Source organism: Caulobacter endophyticus (assembly GCF_003116815.1).
GTDB lineage: Bacteria > Pseudomonadota > Alphaproteobacteria > Caulobacterales > Caulobacteraceae > Caulobacter > Caulobacter endophyticus.
This window is the reverse complement of the sequence record NZ_QDKQ01000018.1, coordinates 39,551-63,688: the sequence shown is the minus strand read 5'-3', so window position 1 is coordinate 63,688 and position 24,138 is coordinate 39,551. Positions and strand designations below refer to the sequence as shown.

At 69.3% G+C, this 24,138-nt stretch carries 24 protein-coding genes and 1 pseudogene; 13 read left to right on the top strand and 12 right to left on the bottom strand.

Annotated features, from left to right (window positions below; translation table 11 throughout):
• From DDF67_RS03500 to recR, 3 genes and pseudogenes are all read left to right on the top strand, one after another.
• A pseudogene (locus DDF67_RS03500) lies at nt 1-484 on the top strand (DNA polymerase III subunit gamma/tau); the annotation flags it as partial.
• A 54-nt stretch (nt 485-538) separates the two neighbouring features.
• On the top strand, nt 539-868 hold the full coding sequence (locus DDF67_RS03495) for a YbaB/EbfC family nucleoid-associated protein (RefSeq protein WP_109099556.1): 330 nt from the start codon (nt 539-541) through the stop codon (nt 866-868).
• A 4-nt stretch (nt 869-872) separates the two neighbouring features.
• Entirely contained in the window at nt 873-1,475 is a 603-nt protein-coding gene (gene recR / locus DDF67_RS03490) for a recombination mediator RecR (RefSeq protein ID WP_109099555.1), read from the top strand.
• A 6-nt stretch (nt 1,476-1,481) separates the two neighbouring features.
• Here the strand turns inward: recR and DDF67_RS03485 are convergent, their stop codons facing one another.
• The 4 genes from DDF67_RS03485 to DDF67_RS03470 all read right to left on the bottom strand — a co-directional run bounded on the left by DDF67_RS03485 (nt 1,482) and on the right by DDF67_RS03470 (nt 4,846).
• Complete coding sequence (locus DDF67_RS03485) at nt 1,482-2,495, bottom strand: NADPH:quinone oxidoreductase family protein (RefSeq protein WP_408608564.1); 1,014 nt, start codon at nt 2,493-2,495, stop codon at nt 1,482-1,484.
• A gap of 106 nt (nt 2,496-2,601) precedes the next feature.
• Entirely contained in the window at nt 2,602-3,633 is a 1,032-nt protein-coding gene (locus tag DDF67_RS03480; protein WP_109099553.1) for an alpha/beta hydrolase, read from the bottom strand.
• A 36-nt stretch (nt 3,634-3,669) separates the two neighbouring features.
• A complete protein-coding gene (locus DDF67_RS03475) occupies nt 3,670-4,311 on the bottom strand; it encodes a TetR/AcrR family transcriptional regulator (RefSeq protein WP_109099552.1) in 642 nt (213 codons plus the stop codon).
• Between the two features lie 220 nt (nt 4,312-4,531).
• Nucleotides 4,532-4,846 (bottom strand): hypothetical protein, encoded by a 315-nt coding sequence (locus tag DDF67_RS03470; protein WP_109099551.1) that lies wholly within the window; start codon nt 4,844-4,846, stop codon nt 4,532-4,534.
• Nucleotides 4,847-4,943: 97 nt separating this feature from the next.
• Between DDF67_RS03470 and DDF67_RS03465 the strand changes: the two genes are divergently transcribed.
• Nucleotides 4,944-5,936: an alpha/beta fold hydrolase gene (locus DDF67_RS03465; RefSeq protein ID WP_109099550.1), complete on the top strand. Its 993-nt coding sequence runs from the start codon at nt 4,944-4,946 to the stop codon at nt 5,934-5,936.
• Between the two features lie 167 nt (nt 5,937-6,103).
• Here DDF67_RS03465 and proC read toward each other — a convergent pair whose 3' ends face one another.
• The 3 genes from proC to DDF67_RS03450 form a co-directional block, all read right to left on the bottom strand.
• A complete protein-coding gene (gene proC, locus DDF67_RS03460) occupies nt 6,104-6,886 on the bottom strand; it encodes a pyrroline-5-carboxylate reductase (protein ID WP_109099549.1) in 783 nt (260 codons plus the stop codon).
• A 161-nt stretch (nt 6,887-7,047) separates the two neighbouring features.
• Nucleotides 7,048-7,551, bottom strand: coding sequence for a type III secretion system chaperone family protein (locus DDF67_RS03455; protein WP_058350607.1), 504 nt, complete (start codon nt 7,549-7,551; stop codon nt 7,048-7,050).
• A 130-nt stretch (nt 7,552-7,681) separates the two neighbouring features.
• Nucleotides 7,682-7,972, bottom strand: a complete 291-nt coding sequence (locus DDF67_RS03450; protein WP_109099548.1) for an accessory factor UbiK family protein — start codon at nt 7,970-7,972, stop codon at nt 7,682-7,684.
• 115 nt (nt 7,973-8,087) lie between these two features.
• Here DDF67_RS03450 and lgt point away from each other — a divergent pair, with 115 nt between their 5' ends.
• From lgt to pth, 7 genes are all read left to right on the top strand, one after another.
• On the top strand, nt 8,088-8,993 hold the full coding sequence (gene lgt, locus DDF67_RS03445; RefSeq protein ID WP_109099547.1) for a prolipoprotein diacylglyceryl transferase: 906 nt from the start codon (nt 8,088-8,090) through the stop codon (nt 8,991-8,993).
• Nucleotides 8,990-10,174, top strand: coding sequence for a class I SAM-dependent methyltransferase (locus tag DDF67_RS03440; protein WP_233247532.1), 1,185 nt, complete (start codon nt 8,990-8,992; stop codon nt 10,172-10,174). The genes lgt and DDF67_RS03440 overlap by 4 nt, the downstream gene beginning before the upstream one ends.
• Complete coding sequence (gene pgeF / locus DDF67_RS03435; protein ID WP_109099546.1) at nt 10,171-10,956, top strand: peptidoglycan editing factor PgeF; 786 nt, start codon at nt 10,171-10,173, stop codon at nt 10,954-10,956. The genes DDF67_RS03440 and pgeF overlap by 4 nt, the downstream gene beginning before the upstream one ends.
• Before the next feature lie 155 nt (nt 10,957-11,111).
• Complete coding sequence (locus DDF67_RS03430; RefSeq protein WP_109099545.1) at nt 11,112-12,050, top strand: ribose-phosphate pyrophosphokinase; 939 nt, start codon at nt 11,112-11,114, stop codon at nt 12,048-12,050.
• 336 nt (nt 12,051-12,386) lie between these two features.
• Nucleotides 12,387-13,505, top strand: a complete 1,119-nt coding sequence (locus DDF67_RS03425; protein WP_109099544.1) for a hypothetical protein — start codon at nt 12,387-12,389, stop codon at nt 13,503-13,505.
• Between the two features lie 160 nt (nt 13,506-13,665).
• Nucleotides 13,666-14,265: a 50S ribosomal protein L25/general stress protein Ctc gene (locus DDF67_RS03420; protein WP_109099543.1), complete on the top strand. Its 600-nt coding sequence runs from the start codon at nt 13,666-13,668 to the stop codon at nt 14,263-14,265.
• Nucleotides 14,266-14,356: 91 nt separating this feature from the next.
• Nucleotides 14,357-14,968, top strand: coding sequence for an aminoacyl-tRNA hydrolase (pth, locus tag DDF67_RS03415; protein WP_109099542.1), 612 nt, complete (start codon nt 14,357-14,359; stop codon nt 14,966-14,968).
• A 1,110-nt stretch (nt 14,969-16,078) separates the two neighbouring features.
• Here the strand turns inward: pth and DDF67_RS03405 are convergent.
• On the bottom strand, nt 16,079-18,931 hold the full coding sequence (locus tag DDF67_RS03405; RefSeq protein ID WP_233247531.1) for a TonB-dependent receptor: 2,853 nt from the start codon (nt 18,929-18,931) through the stop codon (nt 16,079-16,081).
• 351 nt (nt 18,932-19,282) lie between these two features.
• Between DDF67_RS03405 and DDF67_RS03400 the strand changes: the two genes are divergently transcribed.
• Nucleotides 19,283-20,020: a tetratricopeptide repeat protein gene (locus DDF67_RS03400; protein WP_109099539.1), complete on the top strand. Its 738-nt coding sequence runs from the start codon at nt 19,283-19,285 to the stop codon at nt 20,018-20,020.
• A gap of 137 nt (nt 20,021-20,157) precedes the next feature.
• On the opposite strand, the gene DDF67_RS03395 is transcribed toward DDF67_RS03400, so the two are convergent.
• Nucleotides 20,158-20,955, bottom strand: a complete 798-nt coding sequence (locus DDF67_RS03395) for a DUF72 domain-containing protein (protein WP_109099538.1) — start codon at nt 20,953-20,955, stop codon at nt 20,158-20,160.
• 173 nt (nt 20,956-21,128) lie between these two features.
• The gene (gene rpsU, locus DDF67_RS03390) at nt 21,129-21,362 is read right to left on the bottom strand and encodes a 30S ribosomal protein S21 (protein WP_081612876.1); all 234 of its coding nucleotides are present in this window, start codon (nt 21,360-21,362) and stop codon (nt 21,129-21,131) included.
• Between the two features lie 182 nt (nt 21,363-21,544).
• On the opposite strand from rpsU, the gene DDF67_RS03385 reads away from it, so the two are divergent.
• Complete coding sequence (locus tag DDF67_RS03385; RefSeq protein WP_109099537.1) at nt 21,545-22,204, top strand: COQ9 family protein; 660 nt, start codon at nt 21,545-21,547, stop codon at nt 22,202-22,204.
• 135 nt (nt 22,205-22,339) lie between these two features.
• Here DDF67_RS03385 and DDF67_RS03380 read toward each other — a convergent pair whose 3' ends face one another.
• Nucleotides 22,340-23,041 carry an aspartate/glutamate racemase family protein gene (locus DDF67_RS03380; RefSeq protein WP_109099536.1) on the bottom strand — a complete coding sequence of 234 codons (702 nt, stop codon included), beginning with the start codon at nt 23,039-23,041 and terminating at the stop codon, nt 22,340-22,342.
• Nucleotides 23,042-23,043: 2 nt separating this feature from the next.
• Nucleotides 23,044-24,138 (bottom strand): 5-(carboxyamino)imidazole ribonucleotide synthase, encoded by a 1,095-nt coding sequence (locus tag DDF67_RS03375; RefSeq protein ID WP_109099535.1) that lies wholly within the window; start codon nt 24,136-24,138, stop codon nt 23,044-23,046.

Below are 24,138 nucleotides of genomic sequence, written 5' to 3'. Positions count from 1 at the left end.
GGGCGGAGGCGCCGCCCCGGGCGGCGCCGTCTCGGCCGCGCCGCGCGCCATGGCCGCCGCCGGGGTCGCCCCGGCCGCCCCCGTGCTGGCCTCGTTCGACGACGTGCTGAAGCTGATCGCCGAGAAGCGCGACATCGGGCTGCGGCTCGATGTCGAGCAGTATGTCCGCCCGATCAGCTTCCGCCCCGGCGCGATCACCTTCGAGGCCGCGCCCGGCGCCCCGGGGAACCTGGCCGGCCGCCTGGTTCGCGCGCTGAAGGAATATACCGGCCAGCCCTGGCTGGTCGCCGCCGAGGGCGGCGGCGGGGCCGAGAGCCTGATGGAGCGCCAGAAGCGCGAGGAGCGCGAAGCCCTGGCCGCCATCAAGGCCGATCCGTTCGTCGCCTCGGTGCTGTCGGCCTTCCCCGGCACGGAGATCGTCGAAATCCGCAAGGTCCTGGCCCCCGAACCCGCGCCGATCGAGCCGGACGAGGCCGAGGACTGATTTTCTCCCTTCCCCCTTGATGGGGCAGGGAAAGAACCTTTCGAGGAGCAGACCATGAAAGACCTCAGCGGCCTGATGAAGCAGGCCCAGGCCATGCAGCAGAAGCTGGCCGACGCCCAGGCCCGCCTCGGCGAGGCGATCATCGAAGGCACCGCCGGCGGCGGCATGGTCACCGTCACCCTGTCTGGCGCGGGCGATCTGAAGAAGGTCGTGCTGGACGAGAGCCTGATCGAGCCGGGCGAAGGCGAGGTCATCGCCGACCTGATCGTCGCCGCCCACGCCGACGCCAAGAAGAAGCTGGAAGCCAAGCAGGCCCAGATGATGCAGGAAGCCGCCGGCCCCATGGCCGGGCTGATGGGCGGCATGCCCGGGATGAAGTTCTAGCCCCTTGGCCGCCTCCGCCGGACCCGAGATCGAGCGCCTGATCGCCCTGTTGTCGAAGCTGCCGGGCCTGGGACCGCGCTCGGGCCGGCGGGCGGCCCTGGCCCTGCTGAAGAAGCGCGACACCCTGCTGGCGCCGCTGGCCGCCGCCATGGCCGACGCCCAGGCCAAGGTGAAGACCTGCCGGGTCTGCGGCTCGCTCGACACCACCGACCCCTGCGCCGTGTGCAGCGACGGCTCGCGTGACGTGCGCCTGCTGTGCGTGGTCGAGGAGGTCGGTTCCGTCTGGGCCATGGAACGCGGCGGCTCGTTCAAGGGCCGCTACCACGTGCTGGGCGGCCTGCTGTCGGCGCTGGACGGCGTCGGCCCCGAGACCCTGCGGGTGGGCGAACTGCTGGAGCGCGCCTCCAGCGGCGAGGTCGCCGAGGTGATCCTCGCCCTGCCCGCCACCGTCGACGGCCAGACCACCGCCCACTACCTCGCCGACCGCCTGGCCCAGACCAATGTGCCGGTCACCATGCTGGCCCGCGGCGTCCCCGTCGGCGGGGATCTGGACTGGCTGGACGACGGGACGATCGCCCAGGCGCTGAGGGCGCGACGGCCGGCCTAAGGGTTGCTAGAAGACCACCACCGCCTTGCCGACCACCCGCCGTGACGCCAGCAGGTCGAACGCCTCGCGCCAGCGGTCCAGCGGAACCTCGGCATGGACGTGGGGCCGGATGGTCCCGGCGTCGGCCATGGCCCACACCGCGGCCTGGTCCTCGGCGCCCTTCTCGGGGAACTGCCGCCCGTATTCGCCGGCCCGCACGCCCATCACCGAGACGCCTTTGATCAGCGGAATATTGGCCGAGACCGTCGGGATCCGTCCCGAGGTGAAGCCGATCACCAGCAGCCGGCCGTCGAAGGCCAGGCAACGCAGGCTCTCGTCGAAGACGTCGCCGCCCACGGGGTCGTAGACCACGTCCGCCCCGCGCCGGCCGGTGATGTCCTTGACCTGGTCGCGGAAGCCGCCGGTGACGTTGACCGTCGCGTCGGGCGCGAAGAGCCGCGAAACCTCCGCCAGCTTGTCGTCGGAGGCCGAGGCGGCGATCACCCTGGCGCCCATGGCCTTGGCCAGATCGACGGCCGCCAGCCCCACGCCGCCGGCCGCGCCGTGCACCAGCACCCACTCGCCGGGCTGGAGGTCGGCGCGCCGCGTCAGCGCCACCCGCGCGGTAAGATAGGCCGCTCCATAGGAAGCCGCCTGCGCGAACGACAGCCGCGCGGGCTTGGGCTTCAGGGCGCTGGCCGGAACCGCGATATATTCTGCGAAGGCCCCGGTGCGCGCCCCGCCGACCACCGCCGCGCCGATCGCGAAACCTTCCACGCCCTCGCCCAGCGCCGCCACTTCGCCGGCGAAGTCGAGGCCGGGCGTGAAGGGCAGGTCCGGCTTCAGCTGGTATTCGCCGCGGGTCATCAAGAGGTCGGGGAAGTTGACGCCGGCGGCCTTGATCCGAACCAGCACCTGCCCCGGCCCGGGCGTCGGGGTCGCGACCTCGCGGACCGCGCAGCCGGCGAAGTCGGGCGCGAGACTTTCGACGACCAGCGCCTTCATGCTCCCTTCCCCCTGGATGGGGGAAGGGCCGGGCATGGGCGCGACCAAGGCGGTTCAGCTGCAATCCGCCTTAGACCGGCAGCAAACTGGACAGGCCGCGCCACCCTTGTTCCACCCCCTCCCCCATCCCGGGGGAAGGGCTTCACTTCTCGATCTCCGCCCGCACCAGCGCGGCGATCTCGCGGCAGGCCGCATCGGCGGCCGGGACCGCGCCAGTGAAGGCCGTAAAGCCATGGGCCAGGCTGTCGTAGCAGCGGTAGACGGTGGGCACCCCGGCCGCGATCAGCCGCTTGGCGTAGGCCTCGCCCTGGTCGACCAGCGGGTCGAAGCCGGCGGTGACGACGATGGCCGGGGCCAGGCCCGTAAGGTCCTGCGTCTTGTCGGGCGACAGGCGCGGATCGGCCGGATCGGCTTCGGGCCCCATATAGTGGCCCATGAACCACTCCATGATCGGGCGGCTCAGCGGATAACTATCTGCATACGTGGCCATCGACGGGCTCTCGCTGGCCACGTCGACGGCGGGATAGATCAACAGCTGGAAGGCCGGCTGGGCCTCGCCCGCGCGCTGCATCTCCTGCGCCAGCACGGCGGCGAAGTTGCCGCCCATGCTGTCGCCGCCGATCGCGGCCTGTCCCGGCGCCGCACCGAAGCGGGCGGCGTTGTCCCGCCCCCATCGATAGGCGGCCAGCACGTCGTCGAGCCCGGCCGGGAAGCGATGGTCCGGCGCCAGGCGGTAGTCGACCGACAGCACCGCGGTCCTGGCGATGCGCGCCAGGATCCCGCAGAAGGCGTGGCAGGTCTCCAGGTCGCCGATCACCCCGCCGCCGAAATGGGCGAAGACGATCAGCGGCGCCGAACTGTCCTGCTCGGCCGGACGATAGGCGCGGATCGGGATCTGGCCGCCGGGGCCGTCGATCGTAAGGCTCTCGTTGCGCACGCCCACCTCCGGCGGACCGGAGACCGCCAGCAGGCCCTTGGCGCTGCCCGCCCGCGCCTCTTCCGGCGACAGCGCGGTCATCGACGGCAGGCCCCTGGCCGCATGGGCGAAGAACTGGAAGCGCGGGTCCAGCGTGCGGCCGCCGCGATAGACGACGCCCCCGCCGCTCAGCGCCCGCAGGATCGGGGTCGGCAGCGACAGGATCGTCTTGAGGACCAGCTTCTGGACGTCGGCCATTCGGGGGCTTCTTTCTTTGTGGACTTGGAGAAGGGTCTAGGGCCTGGGCAGGGCCGGCAGGCCGCCGAGGATCAGGCCGACGGCGAAGGCGGTGGCCCCTTGCGTGTCCATCGGCCGGCGCTCCAGCATCTTGTCGCCTACCTCGCGGGCCACGGCGATGCAGGCGGCGGTCAGGTAGTCGAGGTCGACCGGCGGGGCGTGCTCGCGCTCCAGCACACGCTCGAAGGCCTCGCGCACCTCGCCGAAGACGGCGGTGACCTCAGGCGTGGCGCGCACCTGCGGATGGGTCTCGCCGGCCGGACGGTTGACGCGCCAGGTCTCGTGCTCGGCGGCCAGGAACTCGAAATAGGCCCGCATGGCCCCGCGCAGGAACGAGGCGAAGTCGGTCGCCTTCTCGAACTCCACCCGCAGCAGCGGCCGAAAGCGTCGCGCGCCGTCGTCGGCGAGGGCGTCGAACACCTCCTCCTTGGACTTGTAGTAGTTGTAGAAGGTGCCTGAGGCCAGGCCGGTCAGGCGGATGATGTCGCGCACCGTGGCCCCGTCATAGCCCAGCTCGCCGAACACCTGGCGGGCCGCGTCGAGGATGGCCTGGCGGTTGGCGGTCTTGGTGCGCTCGCGCTTGCCCGGGCGATTGTCCTCGCGCGGCGGCATGGCGGGGAAATAGGCGATGTTCGACATCGAAGCGCGGCTCTTTTGTTGGGCGGCGTCAGTGACGCCCCGTCAGGATTTGAGCCTCGTTCCGGGCGCGGAGCAAGAGGAGATAGAAAGATCCTCCCCCTGAAGGGGGAGGTGTCGGCGAAGCCGACGGAGGGGGAAGTCACGCGAAGACGGCCAACGCCTCGAAAGCTGAAAACGTCCCCCCTCCGGCCCTTCGGGCCACCTCCCCAGAGGGGAGGATTTAGTTGCCGTTCGGCCGAGCGAACGTCGCCTTGCAGCGGGCGTCGCAGCGGGCCCATTCGCCGGGACAGCTGTCGTCGTCGGTGTTGGCGCGGCAGAAGTAGTAGGTCTTGGCGCACACGGCCTTGCAGGCGGCCGGATCGGCGCCGGGCCTTGGCGACTGCAGCGGGATCGGCGGCGGGATCACGGCCTGGGCGCTGGGGGCCGGCGTCGCCTCCGGGGCGGGAACCGACAGGGCGCGGCGGGCATGGGTCTGGGCCCCGGCCGACGAGGCCAGGGCGGCGACCAGCAACAGGGCGGAAAGCGCGCGACGCATGACCCGCGAGTCTAGGGACTGATCCGCCGGAAATAAACCGCGCCCGGACGTCGCGGGCGCCCTCGACGAACGCCCGCGCTCGCCTACATTGGCATCCATGCTCAAGCACGCCGGACGCGCCCTTGCCGCCTTCACCCTGCTCTTCGTCTCCTTCGTCGCGGCGGGCGGCGTGATGGCCGCGGTCGGACACAAGGCCCCGCGCGGGACCTTCGTCGACATAGGCGAGGGGCGTAAGCTGCGGCTCGTCTGCGAAGGCGAGGCCACCCGCCCCGACCGCCCGACCGTCTGGCTGGAGGCCGGCGCCTTCGGCTTCGCCGCCGACTGGGGCGCGACCCAGGACGCCCTGGCCGCCGCCGGCTGGCGCGCCTGCGCCTACGACCGCGCCGGCATGGGCTATTCGCCCAAGGGCCCCAAGCCCCGCGACGGCCTGGCCATCGTTTCCGACTTCGAGAAGCTGGTCGCCGCCTCGGGCGAGACGGGTCCCTACATCCTGGTCGGCCACTCGATGGCCGGCCTGCGCCTGCGCGAATACGCCGGCCGCAACCCCGACAAGGTGGCGGGCCTGGTGCTGGTCGACGCCGCCACGCCCGAGGCCGCCAAGATCCGGCGCGCCAAGGGCTTCATCAAGTCGTTCGTGTTCATCTCGCGGGCCGCGGCCTTGGGCGCCTCGACCGGGCTCTACAAGCCGCTGGTCTATACCCGCCTGGGCGACAAGATCGGCCTGCCGCCGGACGCCAAGGCCGAGAAGCGCTGGGGCTTCGCCAACGGCCGCCACAACCGCACCTCGGCGCAGGAGGTCACGCTGTGGGCCGAGGCCTCCGACCAGGCCGCCGCCCAGCCGCCGTTCAAGCCCGAATGGCCGGTGGCCGTGGTCACCGCAGGCGCCCGCGTCGGCGAACGCGCCCAGTGGAAGGACATGCAGGCCGCGCCTGCCCGCGCTTCGCAGCACGGCTATGTCGACCATGTCGCCGGCGCCACCCACACCCGCCTGCTGGGCGGGGAGTTCGCCGACCACATCGTGCGAGCCGTGGAGTTCGTGGCCAAGGCGCGGGGGACGGTTCCGCAGGCGCTGGTGGACGTGACCCAATAGCGCCTTCTCCCCTTGCGGGAGAAGGTGTCGGCGCAGCCGACGGATGAGGGGTCGCACATACGAAAAACGCCGCGACGGCCGATCGGCTGTCGCGGCGTTTTGTTTCCGAGAGACCCCTCACCCGACCCCACTCCGTGGGGCCACCCTCTCCCGCAAGGGAAGAGGGATCAGGATCCCAATTCCTCCGACCGCTTCACCGCCGCCGCAAGCGCCTTGGGCAGCAGGTCCCCGAAGCCGCCCTCGCCCATCAGCACCGACAGCGCCGCGGCCGTGGTGCCGCCTGGCGAGGTGACCTGCTTGCGCAGGTCCGAAGGCTCCTCGCCGCCCTGGGCCAGGAGGGCCGAGGCGCCGGCGATGGTGGCGCGGGCCAGGCGGGCGCTGTCCTCGGGCGTCAGACCCTGATCGGCCCCGGCGGCCTCCAGCGCTTCGATGAAGGCGTAGAGATAGGCGGGCGCCGAGCCGGAAACGGCGGTGGCCGCGTGCATCAGGCGCTCGTCCGCCAGTTCGACCGTTGCGGCGACCGGAGCCAGCAGGGCCTTGGCCGCCTCCAGCGCCTCGGGCGTGTCGGCATAGAGGCTGGCCGCGCCCTGGCCGATGGCCACGGCGGTCGTCGGCATCACCCGCGCCACGCGCCGGCCGCCGAAGGCTTCGGAAATGTCGGCCGCGCGCACGCCGGCGGCGATCGAGACGATGATGGCGTCGGGGGCCAGATGCGGGACCACGTCCTTGACCGCCTCGCGCCAGATCTGCGGCTTGACCGCCAGCAGCACCACCTTGGCCGCGCCCAGGGCTTCGAGCGGCGGATTGACCACCGCGCCGGGGAAGGCCTGCGCGGTGGCGGCCGGGTCGCGGACGATCAGGTCGGAAAGGGCGAAGGCTTCCGTCCTGCGCCAGCCCTCGATCAGGGCCCCGCCCATGCGGCCCGCGCCGAGAAGGAGGATGGGGGTCATGGATGCGGCTCCCGCGTGTCTGCTGTCGCAGGGCGCTTAGCGCGACGGGGAAGCGGCGTCACCTTATTGGTGTATGCCAAAAATGGAAAAGCCGCCCGCCCCGGAACCGGAGAGGACGGCTTTCGAAGATCGCAGGGGCGACAGATCCTGCGCCTGGAACCCTACGCCTGGCCCACCGTCTCGAACATGCAGGCGGCCATGGCCTCGTCCGGGGTCTTGGCGCCGTGCAGCAGGAAGTCGAAGGCCGGGTAGAAGCGGTCGGCGGCTTCCACCGCCGCATCGATCATCGAGGCCGCCTGGGCCATGGTCGGACGCTCGCCCGAGGGCAGGGCCAGGGCGTGGCGGAACACCACCTCGCCGTCGTCGGTCCAGACCTCGAAATGGCCCAGCCAGACGCGCTGGTTGATCATCGACAGCAGCTCGTAGGCGCCCGAACGCTTGGTCTTCGACGCCCGCAGGTCGAGCGAGAGGCACAGCTGCAGGCAGTCGGCCTCCGGACGCCAGGCGAACCAGAGCTCGTAATCCTTCCAGTCGCCGGTCAGGGCGAAGGCCAGATCGCCGTCTTCCGTCCGGTCGAAGGTCAGGTTTTCGGCGGCCAGCACGTGCTCGACTACCTCGAGGGGATCCAGCGCCAGCAGGACGTCGTCGTCGGGTTGGGTGTCCATCAGAACCTTTGGCCCCCAGGGGCGATGACGGGCGTGGGACCCGCCGGGTGTCGCCCACGAAAGGAGAGTCTAAGCTGCTTCGCGCGTTTGGCCACAACAGCGTTCACGCTCGGAGCGAGCAGTAAACCTTTTATTCGCCCTTTTCGGCAGGTTGATCGGCCTTCGGAGTCGCCTTCCTGGCGGCGGGCTTCGGAGCCGCGGCCTTTTCGGCCTTCAGGGCGGCGACCTCGGCCTGCAGCGCGGCCACCTGGGCCTTCAGGACCTCCAGGTCGTCGCGACGCACCAGGTCCAGCTCGGCGGCCCAGCGGTCGGCCTGGGCGCGGAACGCCGTCTTGGCTTCGTCGCCCGCGGTCTGGGCGATGCCCATGGCGGCCTGGGTGAACTTGGCGAATTCGTCGAGGAAAGGATTCTGGCTGTGCATCGTCGTTCCGGCCGGGCGCAAATCGCCCACAGGTCTTTATATGGTGAGCGGGGATGAAAGCGAACCACGAAGCAGGTATCCCTGCGACCATCTGTCCCGAACGGAGCCGCGCGGCGTGATCTTTCCCGACATCGACCCCGTCGTTCACATCGGCCCCTGGGCCCTGGAATGGGGCCCTCTGGCCCTGCGCTGGTACGCTCTGGCCTACGTCGCCGGCATCGTGCTGGGCTGGCAGTACGCCGTCCGCCTGGTGAAGTCGGCCGCCCCATGGGGCGGACACCGGCCCACGGCCACCACCGAGCAGGTCGACGACCTGGTGCTGTGGATCACGCTCGGCATCATCCTGGGCGGACGGATCGGCTACATCCTGTTCTACATGCTGGTCAACGACGGCCAGCGCGCCGACCTGGCGGCCAATCCGCTGAACGTGCTGAAGATCTGGGAAGGCGGCATGTCGTTCCACGGCGGCTTCCTGGGCGTCTGCGCGGCCGTGGTCTATTTCGCCAGGCGCAACCGCATCGACCTGCTGAAGCTGGGCGACCTGGTCGCGCCGGTGGCCCCGATCGGCCTGTTCTTCGGTCGCTGCGCCAACTTCATCAACGGCGAGCTCTGGGGCCGGGTCACCGACTCGCCGCTCGGCGTGATCTTCTGCAACGACACCATCCGCCAGGCCCACTATCCCTATGGCTGCCCGGCCGGCGAACTGCCGCGCCATCCCAGCCAGCTCTATGAAGCCGCGCTGGAAGGCGTGCTGCTGTTCGCGATCCTGCAGGTGCTGGTCTGGCGCTTCAAATGGCTGCAGCGCCGCGGCGCGCTCGTGGCGACCTTCCTGATCTGCTACGGCCTGTTCCGCTTCTCGCTGGAAGGCGTGCGCAACCCCGACCAGGGCATGCCCGAGTTCCCGCTGGGCCTGACCATGGGCATGATGCTGTCGCTGCCGATGCTGCTGATCGGCGTCTGGCTGCTGTGGAAGGCTCTGAAGACGCCGGTCGCGGCGCCGCCGGAGCCGGTCCAGCCTTGAGCCTGCGAGAACCCGCGCTGCTGGGCCGCCTCAAGGCTCAGATCGCCCAGGACGGCCCGATCAGCGTCCCTGAATACTTCACCCGCTGCCTGCATGATCCGCGCGACGGTTACTACGCCAACCGCCCGGCCCTGGGCTCGGAAGGCGATTTCATCACCGCGCCGGGCGTCAGCCAGATGTTCGGCGAGCTCATCGGCCTGTGGCTGATGGAGACCTGGGACCGCATGGGCCGCCCCGCGCCGTTCCGCCTGGTCGAGATGGGCCCCGGCGACGGGACCCTGATGAGCGACGTCCTGCGCGCCGCCCGCCTGCTGCCCGCCTTCCTGGAGGCCGCCGACCTGTGGCTGGTCGAGGTCTCGCCGGTGCTGCGCGCGGCGCAGAAGGACAAGCTGGCGGGCGTTTCGGTGAGCTGGGCCGGACGGCTAGAAGAGGTGCCGGCCGACGCCCCCCTGCTGCTGGTCGCCAACGAACTGCTCGACTGCCTGCCCGCCCGGCAGTTTGTGAAGACCGAGGGCGGCTGGGCCGAACGGGTCGTGGGCCTGGGCGAGGACGGCGAACTGGCGTTCGGGCTGCGCTCGCTTTCTCCTCCCCCTCTGGGGGAGGCGGCCCGGAGGGCCGGAGGGGGGGCGGTTTCAGCCGCCGCGTCGGACATTCTGAAGTCACTCCCCCCTCCGTCGGCTTCGCCGACACCTCCCCCATGGGGGGAGGACCTTCCCGCCGGCGCCATCCTCGAATCCTCGCCGGCCCAGGCGGCGCTGGGCTCGGAACTCGGCCATCGGCTGGCCCGTGACGGCGGGGCGGCGCTGCTGATCGACTACGGCCGGGCAGCGCCCGAGGCCGGCGACACCCTGCAGGCCTTGCGCGCCCACCAGAAGGAAGGGCCTCTCGATAACCCCGGCCAGGCCGACCTGACCGTCTGGGCCGACTTCCCTTCGGTGCTGGACGCGGCCCGGCAGGCCGGCGCCGCCGCGCCGCCGGTGATCGGCCAGGGCGACTTCCTGCGGGCGCTCGGGATCGAGGCGCGGGCCCAGGCCCTGGCCGCCGCCCGCCCCGATCGCGCCGACACCCTCGCAAGACAGCTTGATCGCCTGACCGGAGCGGCGCAGATGGGCGATCTGTTCAAGGTCGCGTGCCTGAGCGCGCCGGGGCTCAATCCCCCGCTCTTCGAGGACGAGGCATGACCAAGCCCAAGCTCCCCACCGTCCAGTCGCCCCTGCTGGCGTCCGTGCCCGGTCTGCGCCACGCCTTCTTCACCCGCAACGGCGGCGTCTCGCGGGGTCTGTACGACAGCCTCAACGTCGGGCGCGGCAGCCAGGACGAACCGGCCGACGTGATCGAGAACCGCGCCCGCGCCGCCGGCTGGTTCGGCGTCGACCGCGCAGACCTCAACACCTGCTTCCAGATCCACTCGACCATCGCCATCGTCGCCGACGGCTCATGGGGCGACGCCCGCCCACAGGGCGACGCCGTGGTCAGCAAGACGCCGGGCGTGGTCTGCGGCGCGCTGCACGCCGACTGCGCCCCGGTGCTGATCGTCGATCCGGAGGCGCGCGTGGTGGCCGCCGCCCACGCCGGCTGGCGCGGGGCTCTGGACGGGGTGGTGCAGGCCGCCGTCGATTCCATGGTCGAGCTGGGCGCCCGCCCCGAACGCATGGTCGCCGCCGTCGGCCCCTGCATCGGCCCGGACTCCTACGAAGTGGGCCTCGAGTTCTTCGCCAGGTTCGAGGCCGACTGCCCCGGCTCCAAGCGGTTCTTCAAGCCGGGCAAGAGCGACGACAAGCGCTATTTCGACCTGCCCGCCTTCGTGCTCGACCGCATCGAGACGGCCGGCATCGAACGGCGCGAATGGATCGGCCGAGACACCTGCGCCGAGGACGAGCACTTCTTCTCCAACCGCCGCGCGGTGCTGAACGGCCAGAAGGACTACGGCCGGCTGCTATCGGCGATCATGCTGGAGGGGTGAAAGAGATCCTCCCCCTGAAGGGGGAGGATCCTGAAGCTGCGGCCTGAACGACACGAAACGTTCACGAAGCGCAACCTGGGGCCTTAAGAGGATTGCCCCCGGGCGGATCGCTGCTAGAAGGCCCGGCAACGGCGTCCCCCCACCGAGAATCCAACATGAAGCTGCTGTCCGGCAACTCCAACCGTCCGCTGGCCCAGGCCATCGCGGAGTACCTCGACATGCCGCTGACCCGCGCCCAGGTGCGCCGGTTCGCCGACCTCGAGGTGTTCGTCACCATCGACGAGAACGTGCGCGGCGAGGACGTGTTCGTGATCCAGTCGACGAGCTACCCCGCCAACGACAACCTGATGGAACTGCTGATCTGCATCGATGCGCTGAAGCGCGCGTCGGGCAAGCGGATCACCGCGGTGCTGCCCTACTTCGGCTACGCCCGCCAGGACCGCAAGACCGGCGGCCGCACCCCGATCTCGGCCAAGCTGGTGGCCAACCTGATCACCCGCTCGGGCGCCGACCGCGTGCTGACGATGGACCTGCACGCCGGCCAGATCCAGGGCTTCTTCGACATCCCGACCGACAACCTGCTGCCCTCGCGCCTGCTGGCCGACGACATCATCAAGAACTACCCGCTGGGCGACGACCTGATGGTCGTCTCGCCCGACGTCGGCGGCGTGGTTCGCGCCCGCGCCCTGGCCAAGCGCCTGGACGACGCCGATCTCGCCATCGTCGACAAGCGCCGCTCGGGCCCGGGCCAGTCGGAAGTGATGAACATCATCGGCGACGTCACCGGCCGGCGCTGCATCCTGTTCGACGACATCGCCGACTCGGCCGGCACCCTGTGCAACGCCGCCCAGGCCCTGATCAATCATGGCGCCGTCTCGGTCAGCGCCTACGTCACCCATGGCGTGCTGTCGGGCGCGGCGGTCGACCGCGTCGCCAACTCGGTCCTGACCGAACTGGTGGTCACCGACTCCATCGAGGCTTCTGACCCGGCCAAGGTCTGCCCGAAAATCCGCTACGTCTCGTGCGCCCCGCTGATCGGCGAGGCCATCCGCCGCATCGCCAACGAAGAGTCGGTGTCGAAGCTGTTCGACTGATCTACTTCCTCTATCCGTAAAATCCCCGCGAAAGCGGGGACCCAGGCGTTTTATCGTCGAGCGCCGCGTGTTTCAGAAAAAGCCTAGGCCCCCGCTTTCGCGGGGGTTTTACGGTTATGGGGACCGAGCGCCCAAAACGCCCCCGCGTTAACCCCAACCGCCGCGCCGCCACATCGGCGCCACATTTTCCGTCGGCGAAATATCCAACGGAATCCGCGCTCTCGCGGAAATCGTCTCATAGCCCCGCTTGTCAAAGTCTGGTTAACGGACTGACTGTCACAATGTCGCCCGTCGGCGATGTTAAGCCGGTTCCAGTCATACGGGGATGTCGTCAGCATGCTTTTCAACCTGCGTCCGCGCGCCGCGATAACGGCCGTCGCGCTCGCCGCGGCCTCGGTCCTGGCCAGCTGCTCCACGCCTCCCGCGCCGCCCGCCCCGCCTGTCGTCCAGGCCCCGCCGGCCCCGCCGCCCATCACCCTGTCGAGCAAGATCGTCGAGCGCGCCAGCGCCTTCCGCGGCTACATGCACCGCGCCGGGGCCATCGACGCCAACTTCCAGAACGGTGAGCAGATCCAGGCCTCGCTGAAGGTCGGCGTCGGCTACGAGCAGAAGCACTTCCTCAGCGGCGCCATGTCGTACGGCGCGGTGCTGGCCCTTCAGGATCCCACGTTCGTGGCTTCGGTGCGCGCCTTCGCCGCCGATCCGGCCCAACGCCAGCAGGTGATCCACCAGCTGATCGCCGACCCGGCCTACGCCGTCGGCTTCAAGGGCAGCGACACCGCCGCCGCCCGCATCATCGACACGCTCGGCGCCGACGGCCTCAAGGTCTACCAGGCCGGCAAGAAGGTGAAGCAGTCGGCCTACGACGTGCAGCGCGTGGCGTGGTCGAAGGGCTTCGTCACCGATCGCGACGGCCGCCTGGCCTATGCCAAGACCGCCTCGGCGATCCCGGCCCTGGCCGACACCGCCGACGTGGTCCAGCTGCAGCAGGCCGCTCTGACGACGGTCGCCGCCCCGGCCGCCGCCCCCGCGCCCGCCGCCAACATCGACGCCGCCCTCGACGCGACGGCCGCCCCGGCCGGTCCGCGCTCGGCTCCGCCGCCCTACCGCCCGATGGTGATCCGCAGCCTGGCCGTGGCCGCCCTGGCCGCCCTGGGCGCCGCCGGCGACGAGAACCTGGCCACCATCGACGCCATCATGGCCGAGCCCAACAGCGCCTCGTGCCTGAACATGGCCAAGCTGAACCTCTACCAGTGCCTGGCCGTGTCCAAGCCGCACTACGAGGACATCTTCTGCCTGGGCCAGCACATCATGATCGACACCGGCGCCTGCGTCATCAAGGCCTCGGGCGCGCCGATGCCCTACGAGCCGCCGCCCCCGCCGCCGCCGGAAAAGCCGACCGCCAAGAAGAAGACGACCGCCAAGCCCGCGGCCGTGAAGAAGAAGAAAGCCTGATCCAGCCATCCCCGGCTGACAGCGAAAGGGCCGCCGGATTGCACCGGCGGCCCTCTTCGTGTATTGGGCGCCCTCCTGAAAACGTCGACCGAGCGGGGCAATCCGGTCCTGTGCGGCGATTTCGCATTCCGAGGGCATGGGCCCTCAAGAGAGAACACACATGGCCGAGATCACCCTGAAAGTCGAAATCCGTGAACGCGCCGGCACCGGCGGCGCTCGCGAAACCCGCCGCGCCGGCCTGGTCCCGGGCGTCCTGTACGGCGGCGACAAGGATCCCGTGAACGTCGCGGTGAAGTCGAACGAATTCCGCAAGGCTCTCTACACCGGCAAGCTGCTCGGCCACCTGGTCACGCTGCAGCACGGCGAAGAGAAGCAATCGGTCATCGCCAAGTCGATCCAGTTCCACCCGGTCACCGACGAGCCGATCCACTTCGACCTGTACCGCGTCAGCGAGCACCAGCTGATCAAGATCGAAGTGCCGGTGCACTTCAAGAACCACGAAACCTCGGTCGGCCTGAAGAAGGGCGGTTCGCTGGAAGTGATCCGTCACACCGTCGAGCTGGCCTGCCCGGCCGACCAGATCCCCGAAGAGCTGGTCATCGACCTGGCCTCGCACGACATCGGCGACACCATCCGCATCTCGGAAGTGAAGCTGCCGGAAGGCGTGAAGCCGGCCGTCGAGCGCGACTTCGTGATCGCGACCCTGAAGGCCTCGGCCTCGGCCCAGTCGGACGCCGGCGACACCACCGTCGAAGGCTGATCCGGGCTCGGTCTTCCGACCGAACTGATCTAGGAAGCGGGCGGGCCTTCGGGTCCGCCCGTTTTCGTTTTGAGTACGTGAGCACCGAGCGATGCTGATCCTCGCCGGCCTCGGTAACCCCGAGCCCAAGTACGAGAAGAACCGCCACAACGTCGGCTTCATGGCCGTCGACGCCATCGCGCGGAAGTGGGGCACGACGCCCTGGCGCGCGCGCTTCCAGGGGCTGGCCTGCGAGGGCCAGGTCGACACCCCGAACGGCCCGGTCAAGCTGCTGCTGCTCAAGCCCAAGACCTATTACAACGAGGCCGGCCGCGCCGTGGGCGAGGCGATGAAGTTCTTCAAGCTCACGCCGGCCGACGTCATCGTCTTCCACGACGAGATCGACATCGCGCCAGGCCGTTTCCGGATGAAGGCCGGCGGCGGGGCGGCGGGCAACAACGGCATCCGCTCGGTGACCAGCCAGATCGGCGACGCCTTCCGCCGCGGCCGCATCGGCGTGGGCCATCCCGGCGACAAGGCCATGGTCATGCACTACGTGCTGGGCGACTTCCACAAGGTCGAGCACCAGTGGCTGGACCCGCTGCTGGACGCGGTGACCGACGCCCTGCCCTTCGCCGCCGCCGGCGACGACGAGCGCTACCAGGCCGAAGTGCTGCGCCTGGCCCCCTCCCCCAAGGCCGACCCGAAGAAGCCCCGGGAGTAGGAGAGAGGGGCCCATCGCAGGCGCGGGAGGGTGCGAGGCGCACCGCGGGCCTAAGCTGGCGCCACGCGAGTTGGTCAGTCCGCGCCAAGCTGTCGGGCCCGGAGCAGCCGCTGCTTCCGGCTTCGGCGCGGGCGCCTATTTGCGCACTCGACCCATGGCGGCAATTGGTGTGCGGTGGAGCTAAGGCCCGCGCATAGGCTTAACGCGGGCGGTGCCCAAGTCCCTGGGCGCGGTCAGCATTACCCTCTGGCGCCCTTTCAGGCTTCCTCTGCCCTCCACCACACCGATGCAGTGTGGCATTGGGAAGGTCGGTTCACCACCCTTCTCTGCCGAGCCGGAGGTCTGCATCGCTGGCCGGTTCGCGCCGATTGCTGCCGCTGGCGGACCTCCAGGAAGCGGACATTTCGCCCACCCGGCCAACGGGCGAGATCGACCCGTTGCGGACATTGGAAACCTCGCCCACGATTGCGCTTCGTGAGGGCTCAAAGGTGAACGCTCGGACTATGGCATTCTGGGTCGGCTTGGCGGCGTTCGCGTTAATGGCGGTGCTAGGCCTGACGCCTCTTGTTTGGCAGTTTCAGGGGCGGCCCTCTGAGTCGTATCCCGAGCTTGTCTTTCTAGGGATAGGTTTGCCGCTGGGCGTGATCTCGCTAACGGCCGGGGCACTGCTGGCTTGGAATTCTGCGTCGCGGACAGCCAGCAACGTTTCTGGCCTCAGGCTAATGTCGCTACTCTCGCTTCTTGGGTGCGGTGGGCTGCTCGGACTTACATTTGCGCCGCCCGGTCTCGTCTCGTTTGCGTTCGCAGAGCTTGTGCTCAACGCCTTTTTCGTCGGAGCGCCCCTGCTCGGGCTAGCTACGGTCATTCTGGCGACTGGCCCCCTGATCAAGCGCAGAGCCAGAGTCTCCTAACCACCCTTCTCGGCAGTTTCCGGCGACTGCTTCGAGGTATCCAGCACCACGCCTGGGGCCGACGCAGTGCGACGGCCCTGGGTCCCCGATACGCACCAGACGCTTTCCGGAATAACGATGGAAGCGGTGAGAGGCTGTAACCTCTCACCCTCCCACCGCGGCGCGGCCCTCCCTTTCCCACAGAGGGAGGGATCGGACCCTAGAACCGATACTGAAGCCCCAGGTTAAACTGACGCCCCGTGTGGGTGTAGACGAAGGTGCTGTCGCGATCGGAGTCGATGAACTGCCGGTTGAAGCGATCGAAGATGTTCAGCCCCTCCAGCGACAGCTTCAGGCGGTCGTTGATCTGGTACGAGGCGGCCATGTCGAAGGTCAGGTTGGCGTCGTAGCCCTCGACGTCCTGCAGCGGGTTGTTGGCCGGCAGGGCGACGATCGACTTGTCGCGGTACGAGGCCGAGACGCGGGCGCTGAGCTTGCTGTCCTCGTAGTAGAGCGTGGCGTTGTAGGCGTTCTTCGACAGACCCACGAGGTCGTTGGTGGTCACCCCGCCGGCGGCCAGGAAGTAGTCGATCTGGGAGTCGACATAGGTGTAGTTCACCAGCGCGCCGGTATGGCGCAGGAAGCCCGGCAGGAAGGTGAACGTCTGCTGGTAGTTGATCTCGAAGCCCTTCAGCGGGCCGCCAGGGGTGTTGACCGGGCGGGTGACCGTGATCGGGGTGTTGTCGGGATCGACGCCCGAGGTTCCGATCAGCGACAGCGGCAGGCCGGTCTCGCGGAAGGTCATCTGCTGGGACTGGTTCTGCACGTAGGTGGCGATGTCCTTGTAGAACACGCCCACGCCCAGCACCGAGCCCGGGGCGAAGTACCACTCGGCGCCGAGGTCCACCGTCGTGGCGCGGATCGGGTCGAGGTCGGGGTTGCCCGAAGCGATCGACGGGGTGCCGGTCAGGTTCAGGCTGCCGCCGGGGGTCAGGAAGCCCAGGTCCGGACGCGACACCACCTTGGCGGCCGAGAAGCGCACCACCAGGTCGTCGCGCAGGTCGACGGCGAAGTTCAGCGACGGCAGCACGTCGTGATAGCTGTTCTCGGCGGTCACCTGCTGGGGCGTGGCGCCGATCTGGTAGCCGCGCGACGCAAGGTCGGTCTGGGCGATGCGGAAGCCCACGTCGCCGCGCACCGGCACGCCGCCGATCACCGTCCGCAGGTCGGCCTGCAGATAGGCCGAGGTCACCTTCTCCTCCACCCGGCGGATGCCGCCGTAATTGGGGATCAGGGCGTACATGCCGCTGTCGCTGTAGAGGTTCTGGCTGTCGACGAACTTGTCGTAGTCGATCGTCGCCCAGCTGGACGGGAAGACGTCCTTCTTGATGCCGTTGCCGCCAAAACCGTCGACGACCTTGGTCACCGCCTGCAGTTGGGCCGTGGTCAGGGTCGGGACCAGGAAGTTGTTGCTGCGCTGGCGGGCCGAGGTGTCGAAGGTGAACTCGTGGTGGTGGGCGCCGACCTTGATGGTCAGGTCGTCATCGACGCGCCAGGCCAGGTTCAGCTCGGCGGTCTTGTAGATGTTGGTGGTGAAGATCTGCGACAGCCGCACCTCGGCGTTGGGCGAGGCGAAGCTGTACTGGCTGGCGTCGGCGACATTGAAACCGTGGGTGATCTTCGGCTGGTCGCGGTCGTCGCGGAAGTCGATGGTCATGCTCGTATTGGGACGCTGGAACATGATCGTCGTGGTGATCGGCTGGTCGTAGTCCGACTTCGAATAGCCGACGAGGCCCGAGAGGGTGATGCTGTCGGTCAGCTCGTGCTTGCCGTTGAAGGTGTACTGCTGGAAGACGTTCTGGAACTCGTCGTGCTGGGTGTCGGACCGCACGTCGACGCCGTCGAAGCGGGCATAGGCCACGTCGTAGACCGGCAGGCCGTTGTTGACCCCGGCGGTGTGGCTGGTTCCGGCCTCGCGCAGGATCAGCTCGCGGATAGCCGTCTGCGGCTTGCCGTTCTGGCTGATGGCGCGGGCGAAGGAGAAGCCTTCCAGCCAGTTCTCCTCGCGCACCACGTCATAGTTCGAATAGAGCGCGTCGAAGCCGAACGAGGTGCGGTCGCTGGGCTTCCATTGCAGGGCCAGGGTCGCGCCCGTGCGTTCCTGGTCGTGGTGGAAGCGGCCGTAGCGCGGCAGGCGCGGGAAGAACACGGTCGAGCGGTTGCCCAGGTCGAACAGCGTATCGTTGGCGGCCGGGCGCGGCACGCCGGTGGCGCAGTTGGCCGCATCGGTGCCGTTGGCGGCGTTGAAGGCGGGGTTCGGCACCGGGCGGCCAACGGGCGTGCAGAAACCGCCGTCGACCGTGGCCGGGTTCCAGCCGCCCGAGCCCCACTGGTCCTCGAGGAACTTGCGCTTGCTCCAGGCCACCGAAGCCTGGGCCCCGAACTGGCCCCAGGCGGTGTCCCAGCGGTCGCCGACCACGGCGCTGAACTTCTTGTCCATCTTCTCGGACAGGTCGTTGTAGCCCAGCGAGCCGCCGACCACGACGGTGCGGCCCTTCTGGTCGAGGGGCTTGGCGATGTCGAGGTCGACCGTGGCGCCCAGCGAGCCCTCGATCACCTCGGCCTGGGCGGTCTTGCGCACGGCGATGCCGCTGAACAGCTCCGAGGCGAAGGTGTTGAAGTCGAAGCCCCGGCCAAGGTTCGCGCCGCGGTCGCTGGTGGTGGCGCCGCTGGTGGCCTGCGCCTCCATGCCGTTGATGCGCACGCGGGTGAAGTTCGGCGGCAGGCCGCGCACGGTGATGGTGCGCCCCTCGCCGGCCACGCGGGTGATCGACACGCCCGGCACCCGCTGGATCGACTCGGCGAGGTTGGCGTCGGGGAAGTCGGCGATGTCCTCGGCCTTGATGGCGTCGACCACGCCCGAGGACTGGCGCTTGACGTTCAGGGCGCTCTTCAGGCTTTCGCGGAAGCCGGTGACGATCACCTCTTCCACGGCGTTCTCGGTGGTCTCGCCGGAGGGCTGCGGAGGCGTTGCCTGGGCGTTCGCCGCCCCGGCCGCCAGTGCGGCAGACATCAGGACCGCAAGCGAACAGCCCGCCCGCAGGCTGCGACCACGCGAACCATACAAGGACGACGACGACATAGGTCCCTCCTGACGGCGGCGTCTCGCTGGACCCGCCCTTATGTTTCCAACCCAAGCGCCGGTTTTCCCGGTCTGCTTATGTCAATTGCGAAATATTCCCACATATTGGAATGCGGTCTCGCAATATAACGACAATAGTCAGACACATGAGAGACACGCAAGGCCCGGCGTAACGCGGGTTCGCGGGAAACCGCCGTGACAGCTTGCCGCAGGGGGGCCGAGCGATTGACGGCGTCGCTCCTGCGCCACACATAGCCGGGACGCCGCTGGAGACCCTTTTCGATGATCCCCGTCATTGGCCTGTCGCTGATCTTCTCGATCGCCCTCTGCGTCCACGTGGTGCGCACGGGGCAGGCGATGTACTGGCTGCTCATCATCCTGATGTTTCAGCCGCTGGGCGGGATCGTCTACCTGCTGGCCATCGTCGCGCCGGAGTTCATGGGCGGGTCCAAGGCCCAGCAGATGAAGGCCGCCGCTCGCCAGGCTCTGGATCCGCAGCGCGAATACCGCGAGGCCGGCCGCGACGCCGAGGACGCCCCGACCGTCACCAACCTCTCGCGCCTGGCCGCGGCCGCCAGCGGCCTTGGCAGGCACGAGGAGGCCGAGCGGATCTACGCCCAGGCGCTGCAGGGCCACTATGCCCACGACCCGGCCTTGATGCTGGCCCGCGCCAACAGCCTGATCGAGCTTGGCCGCGCCGCCGAGGCCCTGCCGCTGCTGGAAGCCCTGGGCGAGCAGGGCGAGAAGAGCCGCACGCCGCAGACCGCCCTGGCGCTCGGCCGCGCCCAGGCGGCGCTGGGCCGCAACGACGAGGCCGACGTCTCCCTGCGCTGGGCCGCCGCCCACCTGCCCGGCTTCGAGGGCATGGCCCGCTATGCGGTGTTCCTGGGGCAGACCGGCCGCAAGACCGAGGCCCGCGAGGCCCTGGCCGAACTCGACAAGCGGCTCTCCAAGACGCATCCGCGCTTCCGCAAGGAAGCCCGTCCGTGGCGGGACATGGCGGCCGCGGCTGCGGGTTAAAGACCCTCCCCCTCCTGGGGGAGGTGGCCCGGAGGGCCGGAGGGGGGCCGTTCTCAGCTTCCGCTGGGGCCGCCGGCTTCGCAGCCCCTTCCCTCTCCGTCAGCTTCGCTGACACCTCTCCCTTCAGGGAGAGGGTCTCATTTCACCTTCCCGATCAGCGCCATCGCCCCATGGGGCGCGTTGACCTTGCCCTCGTGGATGATGAAGGCGAAGACGTCGCGCTTGTCGGCCACGGGGGCCGAGGCCTTGTCGATGCGCGGCAGGTCGCCGGGGCGCTCGCCGCGCGACCAGGTCTTCAGACGGTCGGCCCACTGGTCGAGCTCGGGCTCGGGATAGGCTGTGGCCACCGCGTCCGAGCCTGTCTGCAGGCGCGCATAGACGAAGTCGGCGGCCTCGTCGGCGAACTCCGGATAGTCGAAGTGCTTGGCGTAGACGCCGGCCACGCCGTGCTCGCGCAGCAGCGCCGGGAAGGCCGGGGTCATGAAGGTGTCGTTGCGCACCTCGACCGCGTGGCGCAGGCGCACCCCGTCCTTCTCCTTGGGCAGCAAGCCTAGGAAGGCTCCGAAATCGGCCTCGTCGAACTTCTTGGTCGGCATGAACTGCCAGAGGATGGGGCCCAGCTTGTCGCCCAGTTCCGTCAGCCCCTGGTCGAGGAACTTGCCCACCGACTCACCGCCCTCGGCCAGCACCTTGCGGTTGGTGGTGAAGCGCGAGGCCTTCACCGCGAACACGAAGTCGTCGGGCGTCTCGTCGCGCCACTTCCTCCAGCTGTCGGGCTTGAAGCTGGAATAGTAGGTGCCGTTGATCTCGATCGCCGTCAGCTGGCGGCTGGCATAGGCCAGCTCTTCCTTCTGCTTCAGGTCGGACGGATAGAAGTGGCCCCGCCAGGGCTCGAAGGTCCAGCCGCCGATGCCGATGCGAATGTCGCCGCCCATGCGCGTTCCCTTCTTGTTCCGCGCGAACCTAGGCGAGGTCCGGCGATCCGTCGAGGGGCAGTTTGCGGCCTTGCGGCCAAAACAAAACCCGCGCCGGTCGCCCGGCGCGGGTTTCGTCTGTTTTCGGGTGCGTGAAACGCGGAGGCGCGAGAGACCGCGCCTCGACGGCGTTCTTAACGCGAAGCCTTCTTCGGCATCGGCAGCAGGCCTTCGCGCTGAGCGCGCTTGCGGGCCAGCTTGCGGGCGCGACGGACGGCTTCGGCCTTTTGACGGGCGCGCTTTTCCGAGGGCTTTTCGTAGTGGACGTGGCGCTTCATCTCGCGGAACGAGCCTTCGCGCTGCATCTTCTTCTTGAGGGCCTTCAGGGCTTGATCGACGTTGTTGTCGCGGACGAAAATCTGGACCAGGGGTGACTCTCCATTCGACGGCCCGACCAATTTCCCAAGTCCCTCTTGAGGGGCCGGGCGGGCGAATAAAAACCTTACGCCCTGGAAGGGGTGCTTCCGGGCGACGAGGGGCGGCAGATAGCAGAGCGAAGGGCGCGTGTCCATGCGCGACGAGCGCTAAACACCGGTGTAGACTCGGATTCATGAGCCAGACCGCCGCCGAAGCAACGCAGGATTGGGCCGACAAGGCCGAACAACGGGTTTTGGACGAGGCCCTGCGCCTGTCGCCGCGCCTGGGCTGGAACGCCGGCCTGGTCCGCGCGGCCGCCGCCGCGGCCCAGCTTTCGCCCGGCGAGACCGACCTGCTGCTGCCCCAGGGCCCGCGTGATCTGGCCGCCATCCTGGCCCGCCGCCACGACGCCAAGGCGATGGAATCGCTGGCCAAGCTCGATCCGGCGGCCCTGAAGATCCGCCAGAAGATCCGCGAGGGCGTCGTCGCCCGCATCGACGCAGCCGCCCACGACAGCGAGGCCGTGCGGCGCTGGGCCGCCTTCCTGGCCTTTCCGACCAACTTGCCGCTGGCGCTGTCTCTCTTGTGGGAAAGCGCCGACCAGCTGTGGCGCTGGGCCGGCGACGTGGCCACCGACGAGAACCACTATTCCAAGCGCGCCATCCTGTCGGGAATCCTGGTCTCGACCCTGGCGGTCGACCTGGCCTCGGGCCGCGAGTCGGCCCTCAAGCACCTGGACGCGCGCATCGAGGGCGTGATGGCCTTCGAAAAGTGGAAGGCCGGCGTGAAGGCCCCCAACCTGGCGGCGGAGTTCCTGACCGCCCTGGCGAAGATGCGGTACGCGCGGGGCTAAAGACCCTCTCCCTGTGGGAGAGGTGTCGCCAAAGGCGACGGAGAGGGGAGTGGCGCGGAAGCCGGTCATCACCCCGGAAGCTGAAAACGCCCCCCTCCGGCCCTCCGGGCCACCTCCCCCAGAGGGGGAGGATCTTCAGGCCAAAGCCCGGTCCACCGCCGCCAGCGCGTGCAGGGTCGTGGTGTCGAACACCGGCACGGGGCTGTCGGCCTGGCCGACGAGCAGCATGATCTCGGTGCAGCCCAGTATGATCCCCTCGGCGCCGTCCTCGACCAGTCGGGCGATGACCTCGCGATAGGCCTGGCGGGACTCGTCCCGCACCATGCCTGCCACCAGCTCCTCGTAGATGACACGATGCACCAGGGCGCGGTCGGCCTCACCGGGGACGGCCACTTCCAGCCCGAACCGCTCTTCCAGCCGGCCTCTATAGAAGGCGTGCTCCATGGTGAACGCGGTGCCCAAGAGGCCCACCTTGCGCAGGCCGGCCCCCACGATCGCCTGGCCCGTAGGGTCGGCGATATGCAGCAGCGGCAAGTCGACGGCCGCCTGCAGCTCGCCGGCCAGACGGTGCATGGTGTTGGTGCACAGCACCAGGAAATCGGCCCCGCCCCGCTCCAGAGCCTTGCCGGCGTCGGCCAGGCGGTCGGCCAGATCGCCCCAGCGGCCGGCGTGCTGCAGGGCCTCGATCTCGGAAAAATCGAACGACCACATCAGGCATCGCGCGGACGCGGTCGGTCCGCGCCGCGCGCGCACCGTCTCGTTGATCAGCCGATAGTAATGCGCCGAGCTTTCCCAGCTCATGCCGCCGATCAGGCCGATGGTCGCCTGACCGTCCATCCTCAGCCTTCCAGCGGCCGCAGGCGGTTGACGTGACCCATCTTGCGTCCCGCGCGGGCCTCGCCCTTGCCGTAGAGGTGGATGCGGGTCTCCGGCTCGGCGGCCAGCTTCTTCCAGGCGTCGGCCTCTGGACCGAGCAGGTTGGTCATCTCGACCCGGGCCAGCGGCGCGGTGGGGCCCAGCGGCCAGCCGGCGACGGCGCGGATGTGCTGCTCGAACTGGTCGACCTCGCAGCCGTCCTGGGTCCAGTGGCCGGTGTTGTGGACGCGCGGGGCGAATTCGTTGACCAGCAGCTTGCCGCCGGCCAGCTCGAACAGCTCCACCCCGATCACGCCCACATAGTCCAGGGCGGTGAGGATCTTGGCGGCGATGGCCTCGGCCTGGTCGCGTTCGCCGGGCGTGGCCTTGGCCGGCGCGATCGTGCGGCGCAGGACGCCGCCCTCGTGGTGGTTGTCCGACAGCGGATAGCAGACGATCTCGCCGTTGCGGCCGCGCGCGGCGATCACCGACAGCTCGCGGCCGAAGTCGGCCGGGGCCTCTAGGATGGCCGGCTGGCGGCCGATCTTCTCGAAGGCGGCGATCGCGTCGCCCGGACGCTGGATCCAGGCCTGGCCCTTGCCGTCATAGCCCTCGCGGCGGGTCTTCAGCAGGCTGGGCGCGCCGATCCTGGCCACGGCGGCCAGCAGGCTTTCCTCGTCGTCGACCGGGGCGAAGGCCACGGTGGGCACGCCGATCTCGGCCAGGAATGTCTTTTCGGCCACGCGATCCTGGGCGGCGGCCAGGGCGCGGGCGCCGGGGGCGACCTCGCAGCCCAGGGCCGTCAGCTCGGCCACGGTCTCGGCCGGGACGTTCTCGAACTCGTAGGTGACGACGTGGCAGGCCTCGGCCAGGCGCTTGAGCGCCCAGCGGTCGTCATAGGCGCCGACGATCTGGCGGGCGGCGACGCGGCCGGCCGGGCTGTTTTCCTCGGGATCGAGGATCACCACGTCGAAGCCCAGGCGCGAGGCGGCCTGGGCCAGCATCCGGCCCAGTTGCCCGCCGCCGAGGATCCCGAGGGTGGAGCCGGGGGGCAGAGGAAGAGCCGGAGAGGCGGTCAT